The 24,138-nt window shown below is 69.2% G+C and carries 17 protein-coding genes; 7 read left to right on the forward strand and 10 right to left on the reverse strand.

The annotated features are described in order from the left end of the window. Positions 1-15: 15 nt before the first annotated feature. The 3 genes from WMF39_RS04710 to WMF39_RS04720 all read right to left on the reverse strand — a co-directional run bounded on the left by WMF39_RS04710 (position 16) and on the right by WMF39_RS04720 (position 4,356). Complete coding sequence (locus WMF39_RS04710; protein ID WP_437744350.1) at positions 16-777, reverse strand: YdcF family protein; 762 nt, start codon at positions 775-777, stop codon at positions 16-18. 168 nt (positions 778-945) lie between these two features. After that, the gene (locus WMF39_RS04715; RefSeq protein WP_437744351.1) at positions 946-2,805 is read right to left on the reverse strand and encodes an MYXO-CTERM sorting domain-containing protein; all 1,860 of its coding nucleotides are present in this window, start codon (positions 2,803-2,805) and stop codon (positions 946-948) included. Positions 2,806-2,916: 111 nt separating this feature from the next. Further along, entirely contained in the window at positions 2,917-4,356 is a 1,440-nt protein-coding gene (locus WMF39_RS04720) for a PQQ-dependent sugar dehydrogenase (protein ID WP_437744352.1), read from the reverse strand. Between the two features lie 104 nt (positions 4,357-4,460). Here WMF39_RS04720 and WMF39_RS04725 point away from each other — a divergent pair, with 104 nt between their 5' ends. The 3 genes from WMF39_RS04725 to WMF39_RS04735 are packed head-to-tail and all read left to right on the forward strand — an operon-like array spanning position 4,461 to position 7,513. Further along, the gene (locus WMF39_RS04725; protein WP_437744353.1) at positions 4,461-5,219 is read left to right on the forward strand and encodes an EboA domain-containing protein; all 759 of its coding nucleotides are present in this window, start codon (positions 4,461-4,463) and stop codon (positions 5,217-5,219) included. A 23-nt stretch (positions 5,220-5,242) separates the two neighbouring features. Continuing rightward, positions 5,243-6,127 carry a TatD family hydrolase gene (locus WMF39_RS04730; protein WP_437744354.1) on the forward strand — a complete coding sequence of 295 codons (885 nt, stop codon included), beginning with the start codon at positions 5,243-5,245 and terminating at the stop codon, positions 6,125-6,127. Positions 6,128-6,139: 12 nt separating this feature from the next. Further along, complete coding sequence (locus WMF39_RS04735) at positions 6,140-7,513, forward strand: alkaline phosphatase family protein (RefSeq protein ID WP_437744355.1); 1,374 nt, start codon at positions 6,140-6,142, stop codon at positions 7,511-7,513. Between the two features lie 59 nt (positions 7,514-7,572). On the opposite strand, the gene WMF39_RS04740 is transcribed toward WMF39_RS04735, so the two are convergent. The 4 genes from WMF39_RS04740 to WMF39_RS04755 all read right to left on the reverse strand — a co-directional run bounded on the left by WMF39_RS04740 (position 7,573) and on the right by WMF39_RS04755 (position 12,980). Then, complete coding sequence (locus tag WMF39_RS04740; RefSeq protein WP_437744356.1) at positions 7,573-8,958, reverse strand: hypothetical protein; 1,386 nt, start codon at positions 8,956-8,958, stop codon at positions 7,573-7,575. A 376-nt stretch (positions 8,959-9,334) separates the two neighbouring features. Beyond that, entirely contained in the window at positions 9,335-10,216 is an 882-nt protein-coding gene (locus WMF39_RS04745; protein WP_437744357.1) for a UbiA family prenyltransferase, read from the reverse strand. Next, complete coding sequence (eboE, locus tag WMF39_RS04750) at positions 10,213-11,712, reverse strand: metabolite traffic protein EboE (protein ID WP_437744358.1); 1,500 nt, start codon at positions 11,710-11,712, stop codon at positions 10,213-10,215. The genes WMF39_RS04745 and eboE overlap by 4 nt, the downstream gene beginning before the upstream one ends. Continuing rightward, on the reverse strand, positions 11,709-12,980 hold the full coding sequence (locus tag WMF39_RS04755; RefSeq protein ID WP_437744359.1) for a 3-dehydroquinate synthase: 1,272 nt from the start codon (positions 12,978-12,980) through the stop codon (positions 11,709-11,711). The genes eboE and WMF39_RS04755 overlap by 4 nt, the downstream gene beginning before the upstream one ends. 273 nt (positions 12,981-13,253) lie before the next feature. Here WMF39_RS04755 and WMF39_RS04760 point away from each other — a divergent pair, with 273 nt between their 5' ends. From WMF39_RS04760 to WMF39_RS04775, 4 genes are all read left to right on the forward strand, one after another. Continuing rightward, positions 13,254-13,865, forward strand: coding sequence for a polysaccharide biosynthesis/export family protein (locus tag WMF39_RS04760; RefSeq protein WP_437744360.1), 612 nt, complete (start codon positions 13,254-13,256; stop codon positions 13,863-13,865). 2 nt (positions 13,866-13,867) lie between these two features. After that, complete coding sequence (locus tag WMF39_RS04765) at positions 13,868-15,349, forward strand: oligosaccharide flippase family protein (RefSeq protein WP_437744361.1); 1,482 nt, start codon at positions 13,868-13,870, stop codon at positions 15,347-15,349. Positions 15,350-15,619: 270 nt separating this feature from the next. Beyond that, the gene (locus WMF39_RS04770; RefSeq protein ID WP_437744362.1) at positions 15,620-16,954 is read left to right on the forward strand and encodes a nucleotide sugar dehydrogenase; all 1,335 of its coding nucleotides are present in this window, start codon (positions 15,620-15,622) and stop codon (positions 16,952-16,954) included. Positions 16,955-17,433: 479 nt separating this feature from the next. Continuing rightward, positions 17,434-19,128, forward strand: coding sequence for a SpoIIE family protein phosphatase (locus WMF39_RS04775; RefSeq protein ID WP_437549743.1), 1,695 nt, complete (start codon positions 17,434-17,436; stop codon positions 19,126-19,128). Between the two features lie 51 nt (positions 19,129-19,179). On the opposite strand, the gene WMF39_RS04780 is transcribed toward WMF39_RS04775, so the two are convergent. The 3 genes from WMF39_RS04780 to WMF39_RS04790 all read right to left on the reverse strand — a co-directional run bounded on the left by WMF39_RS04780 (position 19,180) and on the right by WMF39_RS04790 (position 24,089). After that, positions 19,180-20,589, reverse strand: a complete 1,410-nt coding sequence (locus WMF39_RS04780; protein WP_437744363.1) for a hypothetical protein — start codon at positions 20,587-20,589, stop codon at positions 19,180-19,182. An 88-nt stretch (positions 20,590-20,677) separates the two neighbouring features. Then, positions 20,678-22,540 (reverse strand): hypothetical protein, encoded by a 1,863-nt coding sequence (locus WMF39_RS04785; protein ID WP_437744364.1) that lies wholly within the window; start codon positions 22,538-22,540, stop codon positions 20,678-20,680. Then, on the reverse strand, positions 22,533-24,089 hold the full coding sequence (locus WMF39_RS04790; RefSeq protein WP_437744365.1) for a GumC family protein: 1,557 nt from the start codon (positions 24,087-24,089) through the stop codon (positions 22,533-22,535). Before WMF39_RS04790 ends, WMF39_RS04785 begins: the two co-directional genes overlap by 8 nt. Positions 24,090-24,138: the final 49 nt, after the last annotated feature.

Consider the following 24,138-nt stretch of genomic DNA (forward strand, 5'->3'; position numbering starts at 1 on the left):
CGGGGCGCGCCGGGGCTACGGCTCCAGTAGACCCACGAGCTCGTGAACGGCGCGCTGCGACCGTCTGAGGGAGAGCGACTCCGGCAGCAGCCGCTCAGGCCCCTCGGGCGGCAGCGACTGGAACCTGACCGGCGCGGGGAGGACGTCGAGCCCTGCGCGCTCGAACATGCGGAGGGAGCGCGGCATGTGGAGCGCGCTGGTCACGACCACGACGGCGTCGGCCGACAGGCCGCGGGCGATCCGCGTGGAGTGGAGGGCGTTCTCTCGGGTATCGCGCGACTCGGTCTCCAGGATGATCTTCTTCCTGGGAACGCCGAGCTCCACGAGGAGATCGGCCATGGCGCTGGCGAGCTGGGTGGGCGCGCCTCGGACGTCCTTCCCCGAGACGATGACGTGGCCGAAGCCGTGCTCGCGGTAGATCCGCACGGCGGCGAGGCCGCGCTCGAGGCCTGCCGCCGACTGCCGTTCCATGGCTGGCTCGCCGAACTCGTCGGCGTCGATGCCGGCGGTGAGGATGACGAGGACCCGCCGCTCGGGTGAGCTTCCCGCGAGCTCCGCGTGCAGGTCCCTCGGCACCGTGCTGATCCGGCGTGCGAGCGCGCTGGAGAGCCAGGGCGTGGAGAGGAGCCACAGCGCGAGCCAGGCGCTCCACGCGAGCGCCCGCCCGATCTTCGCCCCGCGTGTTCGGAAGCTCCAGTCGCCGCCGGAGAGCGCGAGGCCGACGCCCGCGGCGACGAGGAGCACGAGGAGGGGATCGACGAGGCGGGAGATGGGCAAGGCGAGGCTCGCCGTGAGGCGCTGGGTGGGCTCACTCTATGAAGGCGCCGGGGGGGCGAAGCGAGCGAAAAAGGGCCCGTCTCCAGGTGAAACGGCGGGACGGAGTCGATCGGGGATCGTCCGCCCCGCAGCGACGCGCGCTTGCGGCGGTTCGTGGTGGGGCGGGGCTCAATGCCGCCGGTGTGTGCGCCGGCGCCTGGCTGCGGCGGCGAGGGCGAGCCCCGCGAGGCCCGCGGGGAGCCACCCGTCGGGGGCGTTGCCGGGCATCCGGCAGCCGCAGCCGCCGTCGTCGCTGGAGCGGCTGACGCTGCCGCCGGTCGAGCTCTCGCCGCCGGTGCCGTTGCCGCCGGCGCCGTTGCCGCCGGTGCCGTTGCCGCTGCTGGCGTTGGCGGGCGGCTCTCCGAGATTGAGCGGCGCTTCCGCGTCATCGGCCGCGACGAGGATGGGCGGCGCCTCGCCGGTCTCCTCGTAGATGGCCCGGAGGTCGTCTCCCGTGCTGTCCGTGCGGTTCTCGGACTGCAGGAACTCGATATACTCCTTCGTCATCGACTGGTAGTACACGCGCGCCGAGAGCGTTTGCCTGCCGAAGGCGTTGGCCGGGACGGTGAGCGTGAAGCGCGCCTCGTCGTAGTTGCGGTATCCGCCGTTCCCATCGGCGAAGTCGATCTCCTGGGTCGGCTGGGTGGTCCGCGACGGGACGAAGCCCTTCGGCGGGATGCGCGTATCGGAGATGATCATGTCGTGGAGCGCGAGGTGCTCCTCCTTCTCACCCACACCCGCCTCGCCGTCCCATCGCCCGTGCACGGCCCGGTACTCGTGGGTGGGCGGCTCGTGCTGGATCTCGCCCGTGTCCGCGTCGTAGCCGCCGAGCAGCGGCCGTTCGACGCCGCTCTCGTCGACGAGGAACACGGCGATCCAGGCGCGCCGGCTCTCCGCGTAGCCTGTCGGGAACTTGTGACCGGTGAGGTTCTCGACCCGGACGGTGACGGCGATCTCCTCTCCAGGCGCGGCCTCCTGCGGGGCTTCGACGAGCGTGACCGAGGCGGCCGAGGCGAGGCTCTCGAGGGTGCCTTTGAGCGCACGCTCGAAGGAATCAGCGCGCTCCGCCGCGAGCGTCGGGTCGGCCGCCATGACGGCTTGGATGCCCCAGTGGTTGCCGCCGACGATGAGGTGGTCGCGCGGGTCGGTGCGGGGAGGCCCGAATTTGGCGACGGACCACTCCCCGAGCTTCTTGCGCATATGGCAGTCAACGCAGCTCTGTGCGTTCGTCCCGCCGTCGCGGAAGTCGCTGGATGCCCACTCTTCGAAGGTCGTATCGAGCGGAAATTCGATGTCCGTCGGAGTGCCGTTCGCGTCCCGGAGCATCACTTCCGGATTCGTGACCTGGTGGCATTGACCACAAAAGCGGGAGGTGGAGAGGCTGGGAGCCTCCTGTCCGCCGTGGTGCTCAGAGATCACGTTCTCGTAAGGGCCGTATTTGACCAGCTTTTGCTCCTCCGGGTCGATCTCGTAGCCAAATACGAGCTGCGCGTTGCCCAGGATGTATGGATCGTTGGGGGCGGGCGATGTCGTCGCTCGATGACACACATCGCACCCGACCCCCTGGCCGTCGACGATACCGTCCAGGCTCGTATCGGGGTCGAACGCCGACCCGTCCGGAGGCGTCGCACGCCCGCGTACGAAGCCGATAGGGGAGTGGCAGCGAATGCAAAACGTGCCAACTCCGGGCGCGTCCTGGTTGGCGATGGTGAGGGCAGCGATGAAGACGGGATCGCGCCAAGCATTGGCCATCATGGTGCCTGCCCATGTATCGGACGGCATGTAGTCCTTAGACTGTGGTGGATCTGTATTAGGTAAGGCCCGGTGGCAGCCGGTGCATGCCTCGGCGGAGAAAAAATCTCCGTTGTTCGGCAGATCTCCGGGCTTGGTCCCCTGGAGATCCTCGATCCCACCGGCAGCGTCTCGGCTCAGCAGCCCGAGCGCGAGGAGCAGTCCCCAAGCAGTGGTGTTCCCCCGTGTGCTCAGCATCGATCCCGTCCTCTTTCTCACCTAGTTTCTCTGCTCGACGTGCTCTGTCCGAAATGCCTCAGCTACCACCCTCTCCGCGCTGGCGGCGTGACCCTGGCGCTACGCCCCCGATCATTCAGGATCGATGCGGAACAGCCGTCCGCTACCGTCAACTCCATAGTCAACCACGTAGAGCTCCCCGGCGGCGTCCTCTCCGAAGGACGCAAGCGCTTGCAGCGTATCCGCGCTCTCGAGATCAGTCGTGAGAGGCCTCTCTCCCACCTTGCTGCCGTTCTTCCAGACGAAGCTATGAATGCGGTTGGAGGAGAAATCGCCATAGATGTAAGTGCCACGCAGCGCGGCGATCCTGCTGCCGCGGTACACATACCCTCCAGTGATTGACCCGTCGCCGGTGCCGTGCCCATGCACCGCGACAGGCGGTGTGTGATTTGCGAGTTGGCAGTTCGTCTGGCTCGGCGGGTAGCAGCCACTCCCCTCGAAGATGCTCCATCCGTAATTCTTGTGCCCCTGGCCGCGTGGCTCGACGTCGATCTCTTCGACCGATTTCGCCCCCACGTCGCCGATGTAGAGGTCGCCATTGCAGCTATCAAAGCTGAACCGCCATGGATTGCGGAGGCCGTAGTCCCAGATGTCGGGATCTCCACCGGCGAGGTTTCCGGCGGGGGGAGTCGGATATGTGTCGACGTTGATCCGTAGGATTTTGCCGTACTTCACGTCGATATTCTGACCGTTCCTGTCCGGGTCCTGCGTGTCGCCTTCGCTGCCACCATCGCCGACGCCGACGTAGAGCATGGCGTCGGGCCCGAAGGCGAGCATGCCGCCGTTATGGTTCTTTCGCAGCACCGGTATCGAGAGAAGTTCGTTTTGCGCCTGTGGGGCGGCTCGGTCCGGGTTGCTCTCAGAACGCCTGTACTCTCGAAGAACCAGCAAGTTGTTCGTCGTGTTGAAGTACAGGAAGAACCGGCCGTTGGTCGCATATTCAGGGTGAAACGCAAACCCCAGGAGTCCACGCTCGTCGGCTTGCCACTCGACCTGCTGGACGTCGTCGGTGATATCAAGGAATGGAGTGCTCTGCAGTACGCCGTCGCTGACGAGGCGGATCGTTCCACCTTGCTCCAGCACATACAGCCGGCTGGCGTCCTTCGGCTCGCTCGTCACGAAGAGGGGCTGATGAAGACCACGTACGACTTCCGTCAGCTTGAGCGGCGGTACGGTCCCGCCCGGCTCGTCGCACTCGATCGTCCCGCTCCCGCCGGCGCCGGAGCCGGAGCTGGTCGCAGGGCCGGCGCCGGCGCCATTGCTCGTGGTCGTGCCCGGGCCGCTGGTGCTGCCGTTGGTGCTGGTGCTGGTGTCCGAGCCGGTTCCGCTGCTCGTGGGGGCGCCGGTCGAGGTGCCGCCGCCGGAGCCCGTTGTACCGGGACCGGATTCTCCCCCGCCTCCTCCGCCTGCGCCGCTCTCGCTACCGCCGCAGCCATTCAGGGTGAAGCCGAGCCCGAAAAGGGCGGCTGCGATGGGCATAAAAGGAAAAAGGAAACGCTTCTGGTCCATCATGCAGTAGGACACTATCCGAACAGCGCGCCCCTTGGTATAACTTTCCACCGCTCGGCGACGTCGGCATCTTGCGGCAGGCGCCCGGACCGGCGGGCATGACTACAATGCAAGACGCTTCCCTACTGCTGTTTGGAATTCTATCGCGCCGGATTCCGTCGGCGGCGCGCTCCTGGCTGGAGCGCTTCGAACGGGCGACCGGGGCCGGTGCGGGGCTCGGCGGCGCGCCCGACGCGCGGGAGAGCGAGTCGTCGACGTGGTTCGATCTCGACCGCTTCCTCGCGACGTTCACTGCGGCGGTACGCGTGCTCGGTAGGGGGGAGCTCGGGCTTCACCCCGACGAGCGGGATGCCCTGAAGGCTGCCGGTGTCGCCGGGGTGGTCGATGGCCGGGCACTGGATGAGCTCGGCCGGATAACGATGCTGGCGCAGGTTTCGAGGCGCCTGCCCGCACCGCAGCTCGAATCGCTGCTCCGCGTTTGTTATGAGCAGGGAGATGGCCGGGAGCGGCAGGCGCTCTTGCGGGCACTGCCGCTCTTGACCGAGGCGGAGCGCTTCGTTCCGCTCGCGGTCGAGGCGTGCCGAACGAACGAGCTGCCCATCTTCGAAGCGATCGCCTGCGAGAATCCCTACCCGGCTGCCTATTTTCCCGATCTCAACTTCAACCAGATGGTCCTCAAGGCCATGTTCATGGGCGTGGCGCTCGCCCGGATCATCGGGCTCGACTGGCGGCGATCGGGCGAGCTCGCCAGGATGGCGGAGGACTTTGCTAGCGAACGGAGGGCGGCTGGCCGGGGCATCCCGGTCGACATAGGCTTGCTCTCCCTAGACCATGAGCGCGAGCGCGCGACGCGGATCCCCGAGTGAAGCGGCGCGCTGCGGAGGGACTCTTGAAGCTATTCGATCCCCACATCCACATGACATCGCGGACGACGGACGACTACCAGGCGATGGCCGCGGCCGGCATCGTGGCCGTCCTCGAGCCGGCGTTCTGGCTCGGTCAACCGAGGACGCACGTCGGCTCGTTCGAGGACTACTTCGCGTCCCTGCTCGGCTGGGAGCGCTTTCGGGCCAGCCAGTTCGGCATCCGTCACTTGTGTACTCTGGCGCTCAATCCGAAGGAGGCCAATAACCCTCGCGTGGCGCAAGGTGTCATCGATCTACTGCCGCGTTACCTCGACAAGGAGGGCGTGGTCGCTGTCGGCGAGATCGGGTTTGACGACATGACGCCCGAGGAAGAGAAGTACTTCGCCCTGCAGGTCGAGCTCGCGAGGGAGCACGAACTTCCCATCCTCGTACACACGCCGCACCGTGACAAGAAGCGGGGAACCGAGCGGACGCTCGCCGCGGTGCGAGAGCTTCGGTTCCCCGAGGAGCGCGTGCTCATCGATCACAATAACGAGGAGACGCTGCCGCTCGTGCTCGCGTCGGGCTGCTGGGCGGGTCACTCCATCTACCCGAACACCAAGATGGACGAAGACCGGATGGTCGCGCTGGTCAAGAAATACGGTGCGGAGCGGATGCTGATCAACAGCGCCGCGGACTGGGGCGTGAGCGATCCCCTGAAAGTGCCGAAGACGGCGGCCCGGATGCGTGAGAATGGGATTGCGGACGAGGTGATCGAGCGCATCGTCTGGAAGAATCCGCTCGCATTCTTTGCCCAGAGCGGCCGGCTCGACCTCGCGGAGTTCGGCGAGGCGCCCGCAGTGGACCAGCGCACCCTGTTCGAGGGCAATTCGGTCTTGCGTGGGCAGGCCCCTGTCGTGCAGCGCTGATCGGGCACACCCATGCACCGCACCGTCGTTCTCAACGTCGTCGGGCTCACCGGGGAGCTCCTCGGCGAGGCCACGCCGAACCTCAAGCGCCTCGCTCAAGAGGGCGCCATGCGCCCTCTGCAGACCGTGCTACCAGCGGTCACGTGCACGGTCCAGTCGACCTTCACGACAGGGCTCCTCCCCAGCGGGCACGGCTCTGTGGCGAACGGCTGGTATTTCCGCGACATCGCCGAGGTGAACTTGTGGCGCCAGGCGAACCAGCTCGTCACGGGTGACAAGATCTGGGAGGCTGCGCGCCGGCGCGACCCGGCGTTCACCTGTGCCAAGCTGTTCTGGTGGTACAATATGTACAGCTCGGCGGATTATGCAGTGACGCCGAGGCCGATCTACTGGGCGGACGGGCTCAAGTTGCCCGATATCTACACCGAGCCCTCCTCATTACGCGATGAGCTTGTGCACCGGTTGGGCGAGTTCCCTCTCTTCCATTTCTGGGGGCCGAACGCGGACATCCGATCGACAGAGTGGATCGCGCGGTGCGCGCGCCATGTGTACGACACGCGTCGTCCCACGTTGACGTTGGTCTATCTGCCGCACCTCGACTACAACCTGCAACGCCTCGGCCCGGGCGACCCAGCCATCGAGAAGGATCTCAGAGCGGTGGATGCCGTTTGCGGGGAGCTCATCGAGCACGTGCGCAAGGACGGGGCGCGGGTGCTGGTGCTCTCCGAGTATGGCATTACGCCTGTGACCGGCGCTGTACACATCAACCGGGCACTGCGGGAGCAAGGGCTCATTCGCGTGCGCGTCGAGCGTGGCCTGGAGAAGCTGGATCCGGGAGCTTCCGAGGCGTTCGCGGTGGCCGACCACCAGATTGCGCACGTCTATGTTCGACGCCCGGAGCGGATCGACGAGGTAAAGAGCCTGCTCGTGAAGCTGCCTGGCGTGGACTTCGTCCTCGACGGCGAGGGCAAGCGCGCCGCCGGGCTGGATCACCCGAGGTCAGGTGAGCTCGTCGCCGTCTCCAAGAAGGACCGATGGTTCACGTACTATTATTGGACGGATGACAGCAAGGCCCCCGAGTTCGCGAGGACGGTCGATATCCACAGGAAACCAGGCTATGACCCAGTGGAGCTCTTCGTCGACGCGGGCCTGCGTCTCCCGCCGGTCCACGTCGCGTGGAGGCTACTCAAGAAGAAGCTCGGTTTCCGCTATCTGATGGATGTCATCCCGCTGGACGCTTCGCTCGTGAAGGGCTCTCACGGTCGCTTGACCGAGAGCGCCACAGAGGGGCCGCTCGTGGCGTCGACCGATGCGTCCCTGTTGCCGAACAGGAGCGTTCATGCAGCGGACATCAAGGAAATCGTCCTGAGCCACATCTTTGACTGATCGCTCACGAACTGTCGGGGTGCGGCCTGCCGGTCGGTTCGTGCGGCAACGCGAGGCGCTCACTTGCCGAGCTTCGCGATGAAGAGAGAGTGGTCCGCTATGGGTTGCGGGCCGGTCCCAAAATCGATGGTCGTGCTTTGGCCCGAGCTGTTCACCGCTCGTCCTGCGATGGCGGTTCCGCCTGCAGGGTATGTTTCGGCGGCCCCTGCTAGTCCTACGCCAAGAGGCTTTAGAGGGAACCACCTCTTCCAGACCGTTCTCCCCTCGGGGTCGAGCTTGATGACGATAGGCGAGGGCATCTCTTCCACGTACAGTATCTCGCCGTCGTCGATCCTCACATCATACGTCACAGTGCCGAGCAAGATAACATTGTTGTTGGCGTCGGTGCCGATGCTCGCCGTCGTGATATCCCCTCTGAAGCCGCGGCTCCATCTGTGGTTTCCAGCGATGTCGAACTGCGCTGTGAAGGCCATTTTGCTCCACTCTGGAAGATTGCCGCCCCCGAAATCGGTGGGATGTTCGTAGGCGCCTGTCGCAGAGATGTTGCCGAGCGTGTCGACGCTCAGCGCGGTCGGCTCAGCATTGGCGAAGCCGCGGGCCCAGGCAGGACTTCCGTCCCTGTTCAGGTTGACGAGGAACATGCCCTCGTTGATCGCCGGTGAGAGAGAGCCGAAAGCGATCCTTTGAGCGAAATTCCCGGTGATGATGATGTTGCTGCTCGAGTGAACGGCGACCCCGGTCAACGTGTCGGCCCCTTGACTCTTGAATCGCTGGACCCAGCCGCCGTCCGCCGCGCGCGAGGCCCCGGTCTCTCCGTTGAGCCTCGCCACGTAAATGTCATACGCATCCGCGGGGTAGGTGGTGAACTGGTCGTCGTCGAACTGGAGGGTACCAGCGAAGTGTCCAGCGAGGATCACGTCGCCGTCTGGCATGCTCTTGACCATTGGATGACCTGCCAGGAAGCCGGAATCGCCCGCCGGAGATCCGCTGATGCCCTTGCTCCACAGGTGGTTCCCGTCGCGGTCGAACTTTACAACGAAGATGCCCGGGCCCATGTCGTCGTCGCCGAGGTTCAAGCTGCCGCTGTTGATCCCTGTGACGATGATGTTGCCCGCACTGTCGACGCACGCAGATGTCGCTTCCTGGGCCATCGCGGCGCTGAGCTGGTGGCTCCAGCGATGGTTTCCGGCGCTGTCGAAGGAGACGATGAACGCGTCGAGGTCGGAGGCGTCGTCGTGATCGGAGCCGACGAGCGGCTCGGGCCCGAACTGTATCGAGCGCGCGAACGAGCCCGCCGCGATGATGTTTTCTTCCCTGTCGAAGACTATCGAGTTGATATTTGCATCGCTGCTGGGTGTATCGAACGTCTTTGCCCACAGCGCGCAGTCAAACTCATCGCAGTTCTCGTCCTCGGTGGAGGCGCAGCTCTCCTGCTTCGGTACCACCTCGGCCTGGCAGGCGCTCCATGCCTCGCCTCGGCTGTCGCACGTCCGTCTTCCGGGGCGGCATAGTCCAACATTCGCGGTGCTGGGCGGGCCACTATAGCATTGCTCCGACGTGTCAGGGGGGCAGGCATCTGCTGAGCCGCCATTGCCGCCCGAGCTCTGGCTTCCTGAAGTGGAAGCGTCCTCGAAGTCGTCAAGCCCGAGGAGCAGCCCGCACCCGGACCCGACGAGGACGAACGCCAGAAAGCCGGCCTGTTTCATCCGGGGGCGATATGTGGACATGTGCGCGCGTCTCCTATAACTCAACGTGTTCTCCCGAAGCTCGGGCTGGTGCTTTGCTGGGAAAGGCGGGCGGTGGCTTCTTCTCACCTCTTCCTCACGTCCCCCTCACCACCCGCTGCATCACCAGCGTCAGCGGGAATCCTATCATCGCCAGCGCCGCCGCGCCGCCGGCGCCCGGCGCTCCGCTCCTCGCGATGAGCACGGCATCCAGCAGCGATATCCCTGCGATGAGCGTCACCACGGCGCGCGGGATCCGGTCCTTTCGCGTCCCACGCAGCAACCTCACCGCGTGGATCACGCAGCCAGCGAGCGCCCCGTACGCGATCGTCCCCATCATCCCCGTGAGCGGCGCGCCGAGCGTCGCCAGGAACGGGACCGCCATGAAGCCGAGCGCCCAGAGGCTGCGCACCGCCAGCAGGTTCTCCTGCTTCGCGATCGCGGTCAGCCCGATCAAATAGAACAGCAGCGCCACCCCCCCGGCGATCACCGCGCTTCCGAGCTGCCCCCCCGCCGCGAACGCCGCGGTCACATAGACCAGCACGCGGCACATCCCCATCAGCGCCGGGCTCAGCGGGTTCCCCTTGTGCCAGGCATCGTAAAGCACGATCGCCCCGGCGAGCAGCGCGCTCGCCAGGGCGGGCGCCATTCCCCGGTTCGCCACATAGGCATGGCCGCCCACGATCAACACCCCCGCCCCGAGAAGGCCGTAGCCGACCGCAAACACCTCCCGGGCGCTCACCAGCCCGGACGGGATCGGCCGCTCCGGGCGCTCGCGAGCGTCGATCTCTCGGTCGAACGCGTCGTTCAGGAACATGCCGCCCACGTACATCAGCGACACCGCGAACCCCACCAGCGCCACCTCGGGCGCCCGTGGCGCAGACCCCGACAGGGCCATGCCACAGAGCACGTTCGTCCACACCGTGGGCAGGTTCGAGACGCGGCCGAGCCGCAGGTACACCCGTGCGCGCGAGCTCATCGCCCTGCCTCCGCTCGGCTGTCCGCTCGGCCACCGGAGCTCGCGCCGATTTCGCTGTCCGCTTGCCCGGCGGAGCTCGCGCCGACCTCGCGGCCACCCCCGACTTCGCGGCCACCCCCGACTCCACGGCTCGCGCCGACGCATCTGCCCTCGCCGGCGCCCGCGCTTTCGTTACCCACCATCCGCTCCTCCACCCAGCGGAGCTCTCTTGCCACCGCCTCGACCAGCCCGCCTCGGCGCTGGTCGTCCGGAAGTACATCCCAGGTGTAGGTCTCTACCTCGAGGTGCTGCGTCGCTGGCGAGTCTCGCAGGTGCGACAGCAGCGCCGCCAGCTCCGGCTGCGTCGTCGCGAGCGCGCCCTCGAGCTCCCGGAAGATCGGCACATGGAAGTGGACTCGCCACTCCTCCGGCTGCGCCCCGGGCGCCGCTGCGGTCCCGCCGTCGAGCGCCGCGAGCGCCTCGGGCAGATCCAGGTAGCGGACGAGCTCGCCCCCGCCTGTGCCCCCACGCCGCTCGACCACCTGGTGCAGGTAGACGACGTCCTCCGCATATGCGCGCAGCCTCGCCATCGTCGCCGGCTCGCGCTCCGCCACGCGGGCGCGCAGCCCGGCGCTGAGCTGCACCTTGTGCACGCCGATGCCCGCCGCGCGGAGCGCCGCGAGCGACGCGGGGGCGTCCTCGAACTCCACCGCCATGTGGCACGCGTCGAAGCAGAGGCCGAGGTGGCTCCGGAGCGCCTCCTCGGCGTCCGGCAGGCTCATCCCGGCCAGCGCCGACAGCTCGCGCGCGCGCTCCGGCGCGAACACGTGATCGGTGAAGAAGCCGATCGCCTCGGGCGTCGTCTCGAGGAAGCAGCACGGCTCCGGCTCGAGGGCCAGCGCGATGTGCTTGCCCGTGCGGCGGCGGATCTCGACGAGGTGCGCCGCGTGCTCGACCAGCCGCCGCGCCATCGCCGGCGCGTCGCCGGGCGTGCGCACCCGCGGCCTGAACGCGCCGGGCACCGTGCTGACGCTGCCCATCAGGCCCTCGTCCGCCGGCAGCAGCTCGGCGAGGAGCGTCGCCAGGAGATCGCTGTACGCGAGCCGCTCCTCGTCGAGCCAGTCGGGCAGGTACACGCGCTCCTTCACCGGCGCGCCGTGGAACCGGCCGTAAGGGAAGCCGTTCAGCGTGAACACGTAGAGGCCGTTCCGCTCGAGAAAATCGCGGAACGCGTCGAGCTCCGCCGGCTCGGCGAGCTCCGCCGCCGCCCTCGCCGAGAGCCGCAGCCCCACCCCGCACCGGCGGCGCGCGCCCGGCCCGAGGCCCTCCGCCCCGCTGCCGCCTCCGCCGCTTCCATCGCCTCCTCCGTGCAGCGCCCCTTGCTCCCCGCCGGCCGCGCGCGACCAGATCGCGAGCAGGTGCGTCTCGAGGCTCTGCTTCACCTCCGACCACGTCTCGCCCGCGTGGATGTTCGTGCAGTACGTGAGGTGCGGAGCGCCCGCGCACGCGAGCCTCATGATTGCGCCGCTCCCGTGACCGCGCTCGCCGCTCCCGTGGCCGCGCCCGCCGCTCCCGTCGCGCCGATCGCCGCGAGCGCGCCCCGCCTCCCGGCGCGCTCGCGCAGCCGCGCGATCGCCGCGACGATGTGCCGCTCCTCCATCGCGTGCACCTCGCGGGCGCGCCCCACCTCCTCGAGCAACGTCACCGTGAGCTCCCCGCCGAGGTGCTCGCGGAACTCGTCCAGCCCATCGAGCACGCAGAGCCGCTCGCCCCGCTCTCCCCTCTCGCACGTGCGCGTCAGCGCGAGCGCGTCGTCCCACAGCGTGAAGCCGAGCGCCTCGAGCGCCGCCACCACCGCGGCCGCCGTCGCCTGGCTGCACAGGCCGGCCAGCTCGGCGTACAGCGTGTCGATCGCGATCCCGATCGCGACCGCCTCGCCGTGGCGGAGCCTGTGCTTCGTGAGCGACTCCAGCTTGTGCGCAGCCCAGTGCCCGAAGTCGAGCGGCCGCGCGCTCCCGAGCTCGAACGGGTCGCCCGCGCTCGCGATGTGCTGGAGGTGGATCTCCGCCGAGCGGCGCACGAGCTGCGCGAGCGGCGCGAGCGACCCCGACGCGAGCGCGGGCGCGTGCTCGGACAGCCACGAGAACAGCCGCGCGTCCCGGATCAGCGCGACCTTCACCGCCTCCGCCATCCCCGCCACCTTGTCGCGCAAGGGCAGCGTCTCCAGGAAGCGCGGATCGATGAGCACCGCGAACGGCGGGGCGAACGTGCCGAGCAGGTTCTTCTTCCCGAACGCGTTGACGCCGTTCTTCACGCCGACCCCGGAATCGGCCTGCGCGAGCACCGTGGTCGGGATCCGCACGACCCGGACGCCTCGGTGCACCGTCGCCGCCGCGTAGCCGACCATGTCGAGCACCGCGCCGCCTCCGACGATCATCACGAACGACTGCCGATCCATCCCCAGCGCGTCGAGCCTCGCCTGCAGCGCCGCCGTCGCCGCGCCGTCGTTCTTCGCCGCCTCGCCGCCGGGCACCACGATCGGCTCGGCCGCGAGCGTGAGCAGGTCCGGTCGCGCGCCCACGTACCGCGCGATGTCGTCCGCCAGAGACGGCCACGCCGCCGCGACGCCGCCGTCGATCACCGGCAGCACGCGGTGACGCCGGCGCGGCTCCTTCGCGGCGATGGCGGCCGCCAGGTCGGCGTTGCTCGGCGAAAAGACGCCCTCCGTGAAGTAGACGGGGTACTCGAAGGGGACCGCGATCCGTTGCAGATGAAGCAGCATCAAAGCCGACTTTCGAGAGAGGTCATCGGCCCGTCAAGTTGGTTCCTCGCGAGGATCCCGCGTCTTGCCGCGGTACGAAAACTTCCCCTTGGCGGCGGACGGCCTTCCTGCAATGCTGGCGCCGCTCGGTGAATCGCGCCGCCGTACGGCCGAGTTCACCTCATGGCCCCGTGATCGCCCCGTGATCGCCGCGTGATCGCAACCCCGTACCGCCTGACATCCTCCTCAATGCAGACGCCCATGGAAGGCACAGCCCGTCCCACGAAACGGTCCTTCATGCGAGGAGTGCTTCTGACGGCAGCGGCAGGGCTCGCCCTCGCCGCGTTCTCCGCCGGGTGCGCGCCCACGTACGTCTACAATCCCGCGAACTACGCGAAGGAGTACGACCCGCGTAAGCACGAATACACGATCGGGGTAGGGGACCAGATCCGGATCAACGTCTGGCGCATGGCCGACCTGTCGAGCGAGGCGCTCGTCCGGGCCGATGGCGTCATCACGATGCCGCTCATCGGCGACGTCTACGTGGCCGGCAGGACCCCGACCCAGGTGCGCGAGGAGCTGAAGAAGCGGCTCTCCGAGTTCGTGAAGGACGAGACGGCCGTGATCACCGTCGCCGTGACCGGGATCAACAGCTACCGGTTCGTGGTCAGCGGCAACGTCGCGCGCGCCGGCATCTTCGCCTCCAACTACTTCGTCTCCGTCTCCGAGGCGCTCGCGCTCGCCGGCGGTCCCAACCAGTTCGCCTCGACGGATCAGATCCTGCTCATCCGCATGGATAGCCCGGGCAAGTTCCGGCACATCCCCATCAACTACGACGACATCGCCTCGCGCAAGCGGCCCGAGCAGGACCTCGTGCTCAAGGCCGGCGATACCGTCTTCGTGCCCTGATCGTGGCCGGCTCCTCCGCGCTTGCCCGAAAGGCCGTCCTCGGCGCGGTCTGGACGATCGCGACGGGGCTCGGCTCGCGCGTGCTCGGCCTGATAGGCACCCTCGTGCTCACCCGGTTCATCGCGCCGGATGTGTACGGCGAGGTCTCGGCAGCGTCCGTCGTGATCATGACGGCGCACTTCATGTCGAGCCTCGGGACCGGCCAGTTCATCGCGTCGAGGCCCAACCTCGACCGCCAGATGGTCTTCAACGCGACCGTCTATTTCCACGTGGCGGGCCTCGTCGCCATCGCCGCCGTGTACCTCCTCCGGGAGCCGATCGCGGTGCACCTCGTCGGCGCGCCCGGGATGCTCGAGTTCATGCCAGGGCTCATTCTCGCGATGATCATCGATCGGATCTGGTACGTCCCCGATCGCCTGCTCATCCGCGAGATGCGCTTCCGCAGCGTGAGCCTCCGGAACGCCGCCGGCGAGCTCACCTACACCGCGGCGTCCGTCTCCCTCGCCGTGCTCGGCTGGGGGGGGAACGCCATCGTGGTGGCGACGCTCCTGCGCGCCGTCGTGCGCGTGGTGACCACGGTCCCGGCGGTGAAGCTCTCCGAGTGGCTGACGCCGAGCCCGCTGTCGGGCGAGAAGGCGCGCGAGCTGTTCGCCTTCGGCATCCCGCTCAACTTCGGGTCGCTGGCGAACTTCGGGGCTTCCAAATGGGACAACCTCGTCATGATTCGCCTGTTCGGGGAGCAAGTCGGCGGGCTCTACAACCTCGCGTGGAACCTCGCCGACATCCCGGCCTCCCAGGTCGGCGAGCGCATCGGCGACGTGCTCGTCCCGTCGTTCGCGAAGCTCGAGCCGGAGCAGCGCAAGGCGGCGCTCGTCCGCGCGCTCACGCTGCTCGCGCTCCTCATCTTCCCGCTCGCCGTGGGCCTCGGCGCGGTCGCCCCGACGATCCTGAACGACACCTTCTTCAACGAGGCATGGGAGCCGGCCGGCCCGCTCCTCGCCGTGCTGTCCGCGCTCGGCGTCGCGCGCCCGATCGGCTGGGTCTTGTCCTCGTACATGCAGGTCTACGGCCGGACGCGGACGATCATGGTCCTGGAGTGGCTCAAGGTGGCCGCGATCGTCGGCGGCATCGCGCTGCTCGGAACGATCGGCGGCGTCCTCTGGGCCTGCGCCGGCGTCGGCGTTGCGTTCGGGGTGCACGCCCTGGCGAGCCTCTGGGTGGTCAAGCGCGCCGATGGCGTCCCGTACATGCGGCTCCTGCGCCCGCTGGTCCGCCCGCTCGTCGCGTGCGTGCCCATGGTCGCCGCGGTGCTCGCCGTTCGCTACGGCATGCGGTCGCTCCACGACCTGCCCCGCGGGTGCCGCCTTGGCGCTGAGGTGGTGGTCGGCGGGCTCGCCTTCGTCGCTTCCGCGCTGGTCATCGCGCGGCAGGCATCACGGGACTTCCTCCAGCTCGCCCGCGAAGCGGTCCACCGCCGTCGTTAAGGCGTTTCCTGAATGTCACCGACCCGGCGTGACGAGCGAAGCGCGCGCAACGAGCGCAACGAGCGTTGCCAGCGTAACGAGCGTAACGAGCGTAACGAGCGTAACGAGCGTGCGGACCGCGACGAGGAGCACCTTTCCCCGCCGATCGTTGGGGCCCCACGCGACACTCGAGCGAAATTGGGGGGGCCTGTGGTAGCGTCGGGCCCCTCTCTTCGAAACTGGGTCGGGATCCGCATGGCGGCTCCCCTCCACCACTGGAGATAATAGGAAATGGCAGAGACGCATCCCCCTGCGGTCGAGAGCTTCCTGGCCAAGATCAACTCCCGCGAAGCCCAGGTGGGCATCATCGGCATGGGTTATGTCGGCCTGCCGCTGGCGCTCACGTTCATCGAGAAGGGCTTCCGCGTGCTGGGCTTTGACGTGGACCCGGCGAAGGTCACCGCGCTCGGCGAGGGGAAGGGCTACATCAAGCACCTCGATCCCGCGCGCATCGCGGCGGCAGCCAAGACGGGCCGATTGGAGGCGACGGCGGACTTCTCGCGGCTCGGCGAGCCCGACGCCATCCTGATCTGCGTCCCGACTCCGCTGACGGCCCAGCGGGAGCCCGACATGAGCTACGTCGTCGGCTCCGCCCAGAAGATCAAGGAGCGGCTGCGGAAGGGGCAGCTCGTCGTCCTCGAGTCCACCACGTATCCCGGCACGACCGATGAGCTCGTCAAGGGCATCCTCGAGCAATCGGGCCTGCGCATGGGGCAGGATTTCTACCTCGCCTTCTCGCCCGAGCGCGAGGACCCGGGGAACCGCGATCACAGCACCGCGACCATCCCGAAGGTCGTCGGCGGCGTCGATCGCGCGTCGCTGGTCCTCTCGCAGGCGCTCTACTCGCAGGCGATCGCGCGCGTCGTGGCCGTCTCCTCGGCGCGCGCGGCCGAGGCGGCGAAGCTGACCGAGAACATCTTCCGGGCCATCAACATCGCCCTCGTGAACGAGCTCAAGGTCGTCTACGACGCCATGGGCATCGACGTCTGGGAGGTGCTCGACGCCGCGTCGACCAAGCCGTTCGGCTTCATGCGGTTCAACCCCGGCCCGGGCTGGGGCGGCCACTGCATCCCGCTCGACCCGTTCTACCTCGCGTGGAAGGCGCGCGAGTACGGCGTGTCCACCAAGTTCATCGAGCTCGCGGGCGAGGTGAACGTCGAGATGCCGCACTACGTCGTCAACAAGCTCCAGCTCGCGCTGAACGAGCGCGGCAAGGCGATGAAGGGCACGAAGGTCCTGCTGCTCGGCGTCGCCTACAAGAAGGACATCGACGACCCGCGCGAGAGCCCCGCGTTCGAGATCATCGAGCTCCTGCGCAAGCTCGGGGCCGTGCTGAGCTTCCACGACCCGCACGTCCCCAAGCTGCCGCGCATGCGCACCTGGCCGCATCTGCCGGAGCTCTCGTCCGTCCCCCTCAACGAGGACACGCTCAAGAGCCACGACGCGGTCATGATCGTCACCGACCATTCGGTGGTCGATTACGATCTGGTGCTGAACCACGCCGCCCTGATCGTCGACGCCCGTGGCGTCTACCGCGCGGCGAACCCCAAGGTGGTCAAGGCCTGACGGAGGGCGAGGGCGCCCCGAGCGGCGCGGGCAGGCGTCGCACGCCAGCGCGGCGGTCCTGGTGACCAGGCATCCAGCGGCGGCGTCCTTGCCGTGTCGCCGCTGGCCCCGTGGCGTGTCGCTCGATTCCCGCGCTGTGGGCGGCGCGCCGCGGGCATCGCCGTAGCGCCCACGCCACGGCGCGGGCGCCACGGCGGAGCTCCTGGGTGACTCCTCGGCAACCGCGAGGAGCTCCGCGTGTCCTCGCGACCTCGTAGCCGCGTCACCTTGTATCCGCGTATCCTCGTCACCACGTATCCTCGTGACCCGGCAACCCCGTAACGCCGTAACCCGGTAACCCGGTAACCGACGGTAACCGATGCAGCTCTTGCCGAGCTCGCGAAATCGCGAGCATCCCCTTGATGTCAGGGCGCCGGTTCGGTACCCATCAAAGACGGTCCATGTCCACGCCGCCGCCCATGGTCGGGCCAGGTCGAACGATGTCGCCTGCAGATGACAGCCTGGGCCCTGCGCCGTCGAGCTCGGATTGGAAGGGCCACCTGGAGATCCGGCTCGGCGATCTCCCGGGGACGCGACGGCCGCTGACCGAGTCCCACATCGTCATCGGCAGGGCGCCGGGCGTGCAGCTCACGCTCGACCACTACACGGTCTCACGGCGCCACGCGGAGCTCTTCTGCGATCCGTTCGGCCGGTGGTGGATCCGCGACCTCGGCAGCACCAACGGAACGCTCGTCAACGACGAGCGGATCAACGAGAAGGTGCTGAAGCCGGGCGATCGCATCGGGATCGGCGACTACATCCTCGAGTTCCAGCTCACGGCGCGGGCCCCTCGTGTGCCGATCGACCCGGGCGGCCTCCATTTCGAGGAGGACAAACCGACCGCGATCCGCAAGCTCGGCGAGCTCGACCCTCCGCGGATCGCGGCGAAGCACCTGTTCACCCTGATGGACCTGTCGCGGCGGCTCCTCAGCATCGAGGACGCGACGGATCGGTTCGACGCGCTCTGCCAGCTGATGGTCCGCGAGGACTTCCACGGCAGCATGGCGCTCGCGCTGCGGCTCCGGCAGAACGGCGCGCTGACGATCCTGTCCGGGCCGCACCGCCCGTTCCAGTCGCTCCGGCGCGAGGACTCCGTCGCCCCGCCGTACATCTCGCGCCGCGTGCTCGCGGCGGTGCAGGACACGCGCGAGCCGGTGCTGGCCGGCAACCTGGTCAGCGACAGCGCCACGGTCGAGCTCACGATGTCGCGCGACGTCATGGCCCTCTGGGTCGTGGCCTGTCCGCTGCGCGTCGAGGAGCAGATGATGAACCTGCTCTACGTGACCCTGCCGCCCGACTTCGGCAGCGTCGAGTGGCTCGGGCTCATCGCGCTCGCGGCGGAGGTCTATCAGCAGGCCGAGTCGGCCTGGGAGGCGCGGCGCCACGCGCAGGCGCACGCGGCGATCGAGCGCGAGCTCGAGATGGCGCACCAGATCCAGCGGACCTTCGTCCCGAAGCGGCTGGAGTTCAAGGCGCTGGACGTGGCGCTCGGCTTCGAGCCGTGCCGGTGGGTCGGGGGCGACTACGTGGACATCGTCCCGATGCCGGACGGCCGCATCATGCTCGCCGTGGCGGACGTCTGCGGCAAGGGGCTCCAGGCCGCGCTCATCGGCTCGAGCGTCCACACGATGGTGCGCGCGACGGTCGACGCCGGCCGCGGGATCACGGGCATGATGGACCGGCTGAACGCCTACCTCTGCGAGTACCTGCCGGAGCACTCGTTCGTCACGATGGTGGCCGTCGCCCTCGACCCCGCGACGGGCCGCATGGAGTGCGTCAACGCAGGGCACCCGCCGGCGCTGGTGGCGACCGCGGAGGGCGGACTGCGGCACCTCCAGGCGGCGGTCAACCCGGCGCTCGGGGTCGGCCTGGTGCCGATGGAGGCGCACCAGAGCGTGCTCGCGCCGGGCGAGGTGCTCGCGATGTACACCGACGGGCTCACCGAGCTGCGCAACTCGTCGAAGCAGATGCTCGGCCTGCACGCGCTCGGCACGGGCTTCGCCAAGCTCTGCGCCACCAGCGCTGGCCGCCCGGTCGCGTCGATCGCCGACAAGCTCACGCACATGCTCGAGGAGTTCCGCGGCGACCAGCTGCCCGAGGACGACAGGGCCTTCCTCCTCGCGCGGCGCACCTGAGCGCGCCGCGGTCGGCCGCCCGGCGGAGCCCCTGAGCGCGCCCCGTCGCGCTCAGCGAGCGGCGTCGCCCGCGCCAGCCGACGCCGGCGCCTCGCCCTCCAGCGGCTCGCTCGGCGTCGGCTCCCGGCGCGGCGTTCCGGAAGGGCCTGCCGAGCCGAAGGGCTGGGTCATCAAGATGCGCGAGCCCGGCGCCATCTGCCGCGGGAACGCGCCCGACACGGACAGGAGGAGCGTGTTCCGGACGACGCGCGTGTCGGGGAGCTCCGCTGTCCTTGCCTCGGCGCGCTGGTTCGCGTGCTGGTACCGGAGCGCGAGCGCGAAGTCGGGGATGAGGATGACGGGGCTCCAGAGCAGCCCGACATCGGTGAGCACCGCGAGCGTCGTCGGCCCCGTGTCGAGATCCCCCTCCGCGTTCGTCTCGAGAGGCTGCGAGAGCTGCGCGCTGGCCGAGCCCTCGACCGACAGGTGCCAGGCGGGGCGGATGGGCACGGCGGCGCGGAGCGTCAGCATATGGGAGAGCTGGATCTGCTGCAGGAAGACGTTCGGCGTGGCCGCGTAGGTGTACGCGAGCTCGGCCGCGTCGCCCCGCTCGTGCAAGTAGCGCAGCGCCGCGAGCCCGCTCGGGCGCACGAGCGACCCGGCGCCGCCCGCCAGGTCCGTCGCGACGACCCCGCCGAGGTCGAGCTGGCTCGAGAAGCGACGCCCGAGGTCGTGCTGCCAGCTCGCCACGAGCGTGCTGAGGAGCTGGTCGCGCGACGTGTACGTGTCTTCGGTCGTGGGATCGGTGTCGGTGACCGGAACGTTGTCGAAATGGGTGTAGCCGACCGATAGCGCGAGGGCCGCGACGTCGTGACGGAAGCTTCGGTTCGCGTTCAGCGTGTTCGTCACGCTGTACGTGCGCTGCGGGCGATCCAGGAGCGGGTTGTAGACGGCGAACGTCGCCGCCTGCCCGAGCGACCAGATCGGCGAGGGCTGGAACGAGAACCCCTCGTTGAACGACCCCTGCACGAAGTTCGTCGTCCCGCCCGCGTTGCCCTGGAGCGTCGTGGTCCCCGGCGTCTGCTCGAGCTGGAACGTGTTGAGCTGGCCTTGCGACCCGGACGCCCCGAGCGTCAGCGAGGTCCTCGGCGACGTGACGAAGCGGCCGGTCCACGCGGCCACGTTCGAATACGAGCTCGCCTCCGCATGCCGGAAGAAGAGGCTCGTCGAGAACGTGTAGGAGAGCGTCTGGGCGGTCCGCGGCGTCGTGTAGGTGAAGATCAGGCCGGGGCTCGCGGTCGCGAGGCCGTCGGCGTCGGGACCGGGCCCGGCAGGGGGCTCGGCCGCGGAGGTCACGTTGTCGGTGACGCCGATCGACCCGGTGAAGACGCCGTGGAGGGTTGCGTCCTGCGCCCGGGCGTCGTGGTGGGTGAGGATCGCGCAGCCGAAGGCCGCGACCGCAATACCTCGTCCGGAGCGCATGAGGGCTGCAAGGTAACAATGGAGCCGGCGCTCGGCTATGCCTCCCCGACCTTTCGGCGCAAGGAGGCGAACGCCGCGCGCCGGCCGTTCAGGCGTCGAGAAGGACGACACCGAGGATGGGCGCCGGCCGGAGCTGCTCGATGGCCTGGCGGATCGCCTTGCGGGTCGACTTCTTGACCAGCGAGGTCAGGATCACGCCGTCCACCGAGTCGCCGATGACGTTCAGGTCCATGCTGCCGAGCACCGGCGGCGTGTCGATGATGATGTACGAGTAGCCCGCGCGCTTGAGGCTCTCGATCGCGGTCGAGAACGCCACCCCGTCGAAGATCGGCGGCCGCTCCGTGCGCGGATCGACGGCCAGGATGTGGACGGGCGTCTGGAGGGCGAGCCTCGCGTCGGGCGACCTGCCGCCCATCGGCGCGGCGTTCCTGTCCGACGACGACTCGCCGCCGTCGTCGCCGGGCGTCACGGCGGGCGCCGCCTGATCGACGACGACCCAGGGCGCGAACCGGTCGTTGACGTGGCGCTGGAGCTGCTCCGTGAAGCAGCTCGGGGGCTCGAACCGCAGCGCCTTCGCGATGCCGGGCTTGCGGATGTTCGCCTCGACGAGGAGGATCTTCCCGCGGACGGTCTCGCGGAGCGCGAGCGCGAGGTTGATGGCGCACGACGTCTTGCCCTCGCCGGGCCCCGCGCTCGTCACGGCGATGGTGATCCCCGAGCCCGTCGGCAGCTTGCGCCGGAGCGTCCGGTACGCGTCGGCCTGGGGCGAGTAGGGCGCGCGGAGCATCACGATGTTCGGATCCACGGCGTCCGGCATCGGCACGGGGCGCACGGTGATCTCGCCCGGGCCGCGCAGCGACTCCTCCGGGAGCAACCCGGCGTTCTCCGGTGTGGTGGGCAGGGAGCGCAGCTGCTCGATGTGCAGCGACGGCGGCTCCTCGAACGTCGGATCCAGCGACTGCAGCTTCGCGTCCACGGCCTGGTGCGCCGGGGTCGACACCACGCGGTTGAAGATCAGGGAGGGCGGCGAGTTGAACGTGCTGGTGAGCGAGCGCTCGATCGGCCGCTCGGGCGGCGGCTGCTGCGGCGGCGGCTGCTGATGCGGCTGCGGCACCTCGCGCACCGTCACCTCGCGCGCCGCGGGCGGCACCACGCGATCGAAGACGAGCGACGGAGGCGAGGGGAACGCGCCGCTGAACGATCGCTCGAGGGACGGCGCTCCCCCGGGGGGCGCCCCCGCGTCCCGGACCCCCACGTCGCGCGCCGGCGAGGCGATGACCCGCTCGATCGGCACCGGCAGCGCTGGCGAGCTGCCCGGCCTCCCGCCGCTCGATACGAGCCCAGGGCTGCTCAGCGTCGCGCTCAGATCGGCGACACGCGCGATCGCGGGGGATGAGCCTTGCCGCTCGGGGCCGGGCGGCAGCGCCGGCGCGGGCATGCCGAGCACCGTCGCGGTACCCGGGTGCGCGCGGTGCTCTCCGTGGGCCGCCGCGGGACCCCCGAGGAAGAGCGCCGTCGCTGGCGACGGCCCCCTGAGCGGCTGCTGCGCGCCGGGGTGAGCGCCCGGCGCCTGCGCGGCGCCGAGGCGCAGCCCCATCGCCTGCGGGTGCTGCAGCGGCGAAGGGGGCAGATCTTGCCGGATGGTCGGCGAGTCGAACGCGGCGCTCGGGTCGTCCTGGCTGGAGCTCGGGCGCTCCGCCGAGACCACGTCCTCCGCGTCGTTCGCGAGGCGCAGGACGCGGGCGATCATCTCCTCGCGCACGTCCGGATCCGGCGCGATCGAGCGCCAGTTGCCGACCACGTTGCGGAGCCGGCGCGCCTCGATGACGAGGGCGCGGACCCGCGCGGTCTGCTCCGCGCGACTCAGGAAGTCGCAGACCTGATCGAGCGCCCGCTCGAGGGAAGCGACCGGCGGGGGCTTTCCCGGCTCAGCTCCGCCTGCCTCAGCCACGGCGCCCTCGGGGCGCGCGCGCGGCGGGCGGAACGACGACGAGCACCGGAGCGAGCGCCATTCGATCGATATCTTCCATGTCGTAAACCCGATCATCGAACACGATGCCACGCGCCGCGGCGGCCGCGATGCCGGCCGCAACGGACAAGAACAGCCCGCCGATGGCGATGATCAACCGCGACGGGCTCGACGGCGCGCTCGGCCGGTACGCCGGGTCGAGCACCTCGATCTGCGCCGAGTAGCCGCCCTGCTCCGAGCTCGCGGCGATCTCCGCGCGGAACGACTTGCCCTCGAGGTCGGAGAGGCGCTGCTGCGCGCGCGCCTTCTCGCGGCTGAGCCGCGACCAGTCGGTCTCGGTGTTGATGATCTGCTTCGCCGCCTCGCTCGCGTCGGCCGCGTTGCCCTTCTTCGCGCCCCTGCGCACCGCGATCTCCCGCTCGAGAGCGGCGAGCTGGGACTTGATCTTCGCCTTCTCGGCCTCGTCGGTCGCGGGGACCTCCACCACCGGCTCCGGCGGCAGGACGAGCGCCTGCTCGGCGCGCCGCAGCGCCGCCTCGGCGTTGGTCACGCGGGCCGCCGCCGCCCGGACGTCGGGGTGCTGCTCGGTGAAGCGGGACTGCTTGTCGGCCAGATCCCGCCGCGCGGTGGCGAGCTCTTGCTCGGCCTGATCCCGCTGCCGGGTGAGCGCGGGGGAGGGCACCCCGGCGGCGCTCGCCGCCGGCTGCTCCGGCTTGCCGGTGAGCCGGCTGCGCAGGCGGGGCACCTGCCGCTCGAGCGCCTCGAGGGTCGGGTCGGTCCCTGTGGCGCGCCGCTCCCGCTCGCGGATGGCGGCGCCGCCCTGCGAGCCGCCGGGTGTGGATTGCTCGGTAGCGAACTCGGGGTGCTCGGCCAGGAACGCCGCGAGCTCGGCCTCGGCCTTCTCGACGTCCTGCTCGGCGCGCTTCAGCTCGGCGTCGAGGAACTCGTTCGTCAGCTTCGCCTGCGACCTGCGCATGCGGGTCGTCTCCTCGACGAGGATGTCCGCGAGCCGCTGCGTCACCTCCTGCGCCTGCTCGCGCGTCTCTCCTTCGGCCGAGATCGCGAAGGTGTCCTGCGAGCGGGCCTTGAAGGTGATCTTGGCGCGGAGCCGATCGACCGCGTCGACCATGCCCCGCTTCTCGAGGACGTCGGGGAAGAGGTTGAACTCCGTCACGACCTTCTCGAGGTTGGAGCGCGCGAGCAGCGTCTCCTTGAGCCGCGCGGAGAGGGTGCGGAGCGGGTCGGGCCCGTCGGGCCCGAGGTACGTCGCCTTGACGCCCTCGCGGTAGAAGATCACGGTCTCGGAGCGGTACGCGGGCTTCCTCGACTGCACGACGAGCACCGTGAACCCGAGCCCCGCGATCGCCACCAGCACCGCCACGTACCAGTGCGCCAGCGTCCGGTTGATCATCGCGCTGACGCTGGGCGGCTGCGGACCTGCAGGCCGCGCCGCTGCGTCGGCGGGGATCGCCCCGAGCGCCTCCTGGGGCGGGGTAGGCCCGGAGAGCTGCTGGTTCATCTTCTTGTCCATGGTCCCCGCTCCTCGAAGGTTGCCTTGCTCCGCCCGGTCCGGAGAACGC

It is taken from the genome of Sorangium sp. So ce1504 (assembly GCF_051521635.1).
Taxonomy (GTDB): domain Bacteria; phylum Myxococcota_A; class Polyangia; order Polyangiales; family Polyangiaceae; genus Sorangium; species Sorangium cellulosum_B.

Coding starts and splice junctions, on each gene's coding strand:
- WMF39_RS04745 (WP_437744357.1), bottom strand. CDS start 10,216: ATGAGCTCGCGCGCACGGGTGTACCTGCGGCTCGGCCGCGTCTCGAAC.
- WMF39_RS04760 (WP_437744360.1), top strand. CDS start 13,254: ATGCGAGGAGTGCTTCTGACGGCAGCGGCAGGGCTCGCCCTCGCCGCG.
- WMF39_RS04725 (WP_437744353.1), top strand. CDS start 4,461: ATGCAAGACGCTTCCCTACTGCTGTTTGGAATTCTATCGCGCCGGATT.
- WMF39_RS04780 (WP_437744363.1), bottom strand. CDS start 20,589: ATGCGCTCCGGACGAGGTATTGCGGTCGCGGCCTTCGGCTGCGCGATC.
- WMF39_RS04790 (WP_437744365.1), bottom strand. CDS start 24,089: ATGGACAAGAAGATGAACCAGCAGCTCTCCGGGCCTACCCCGCCCCAG.
- WMF39_RS04770 (WP_437744362.1), top strand. CDS start 15,620: ATGGCAGAGACGCATCCCCCTGCGGTCGAGAGCTTCCTGGCCAAGATC.
- WMF39_RS04775 (WP_437549743.1), top strand. CDS start 17,434: ATGTCGCCTGCAGATGACAGCCTGGGCCCTGCGCCGTCGAGCTCGGAT.
- WMF39_RS04735 (WP_437744355.1), top strand. CDS start 6,140: ATGCACCGCACCGTCGTTCTCAACGTCGTCGGGCTCACCGGGGAGCTC.
- WMF39_RS04720 (WP_437744352.1), bottom strand. CDS start 4,356: ATGATGGACCAGAAGCGTTTCCTTTTTCCTTTTATGCCCATCGCAGCC.
- WMF39_RS04715 (WP_437744351.1), bottom strand. CDS start 2,805: ATGCTGAGCACACGGGGGAACACCACTGCTTGGGGACTGCTCCTCGCG.
- eboE (WP_437744358.1), bottom strand. CDS start 11,712: ATGAGGCTCGCGTGCGCGGGCGCTCCGCACCTCACGTACTGCACGAAC.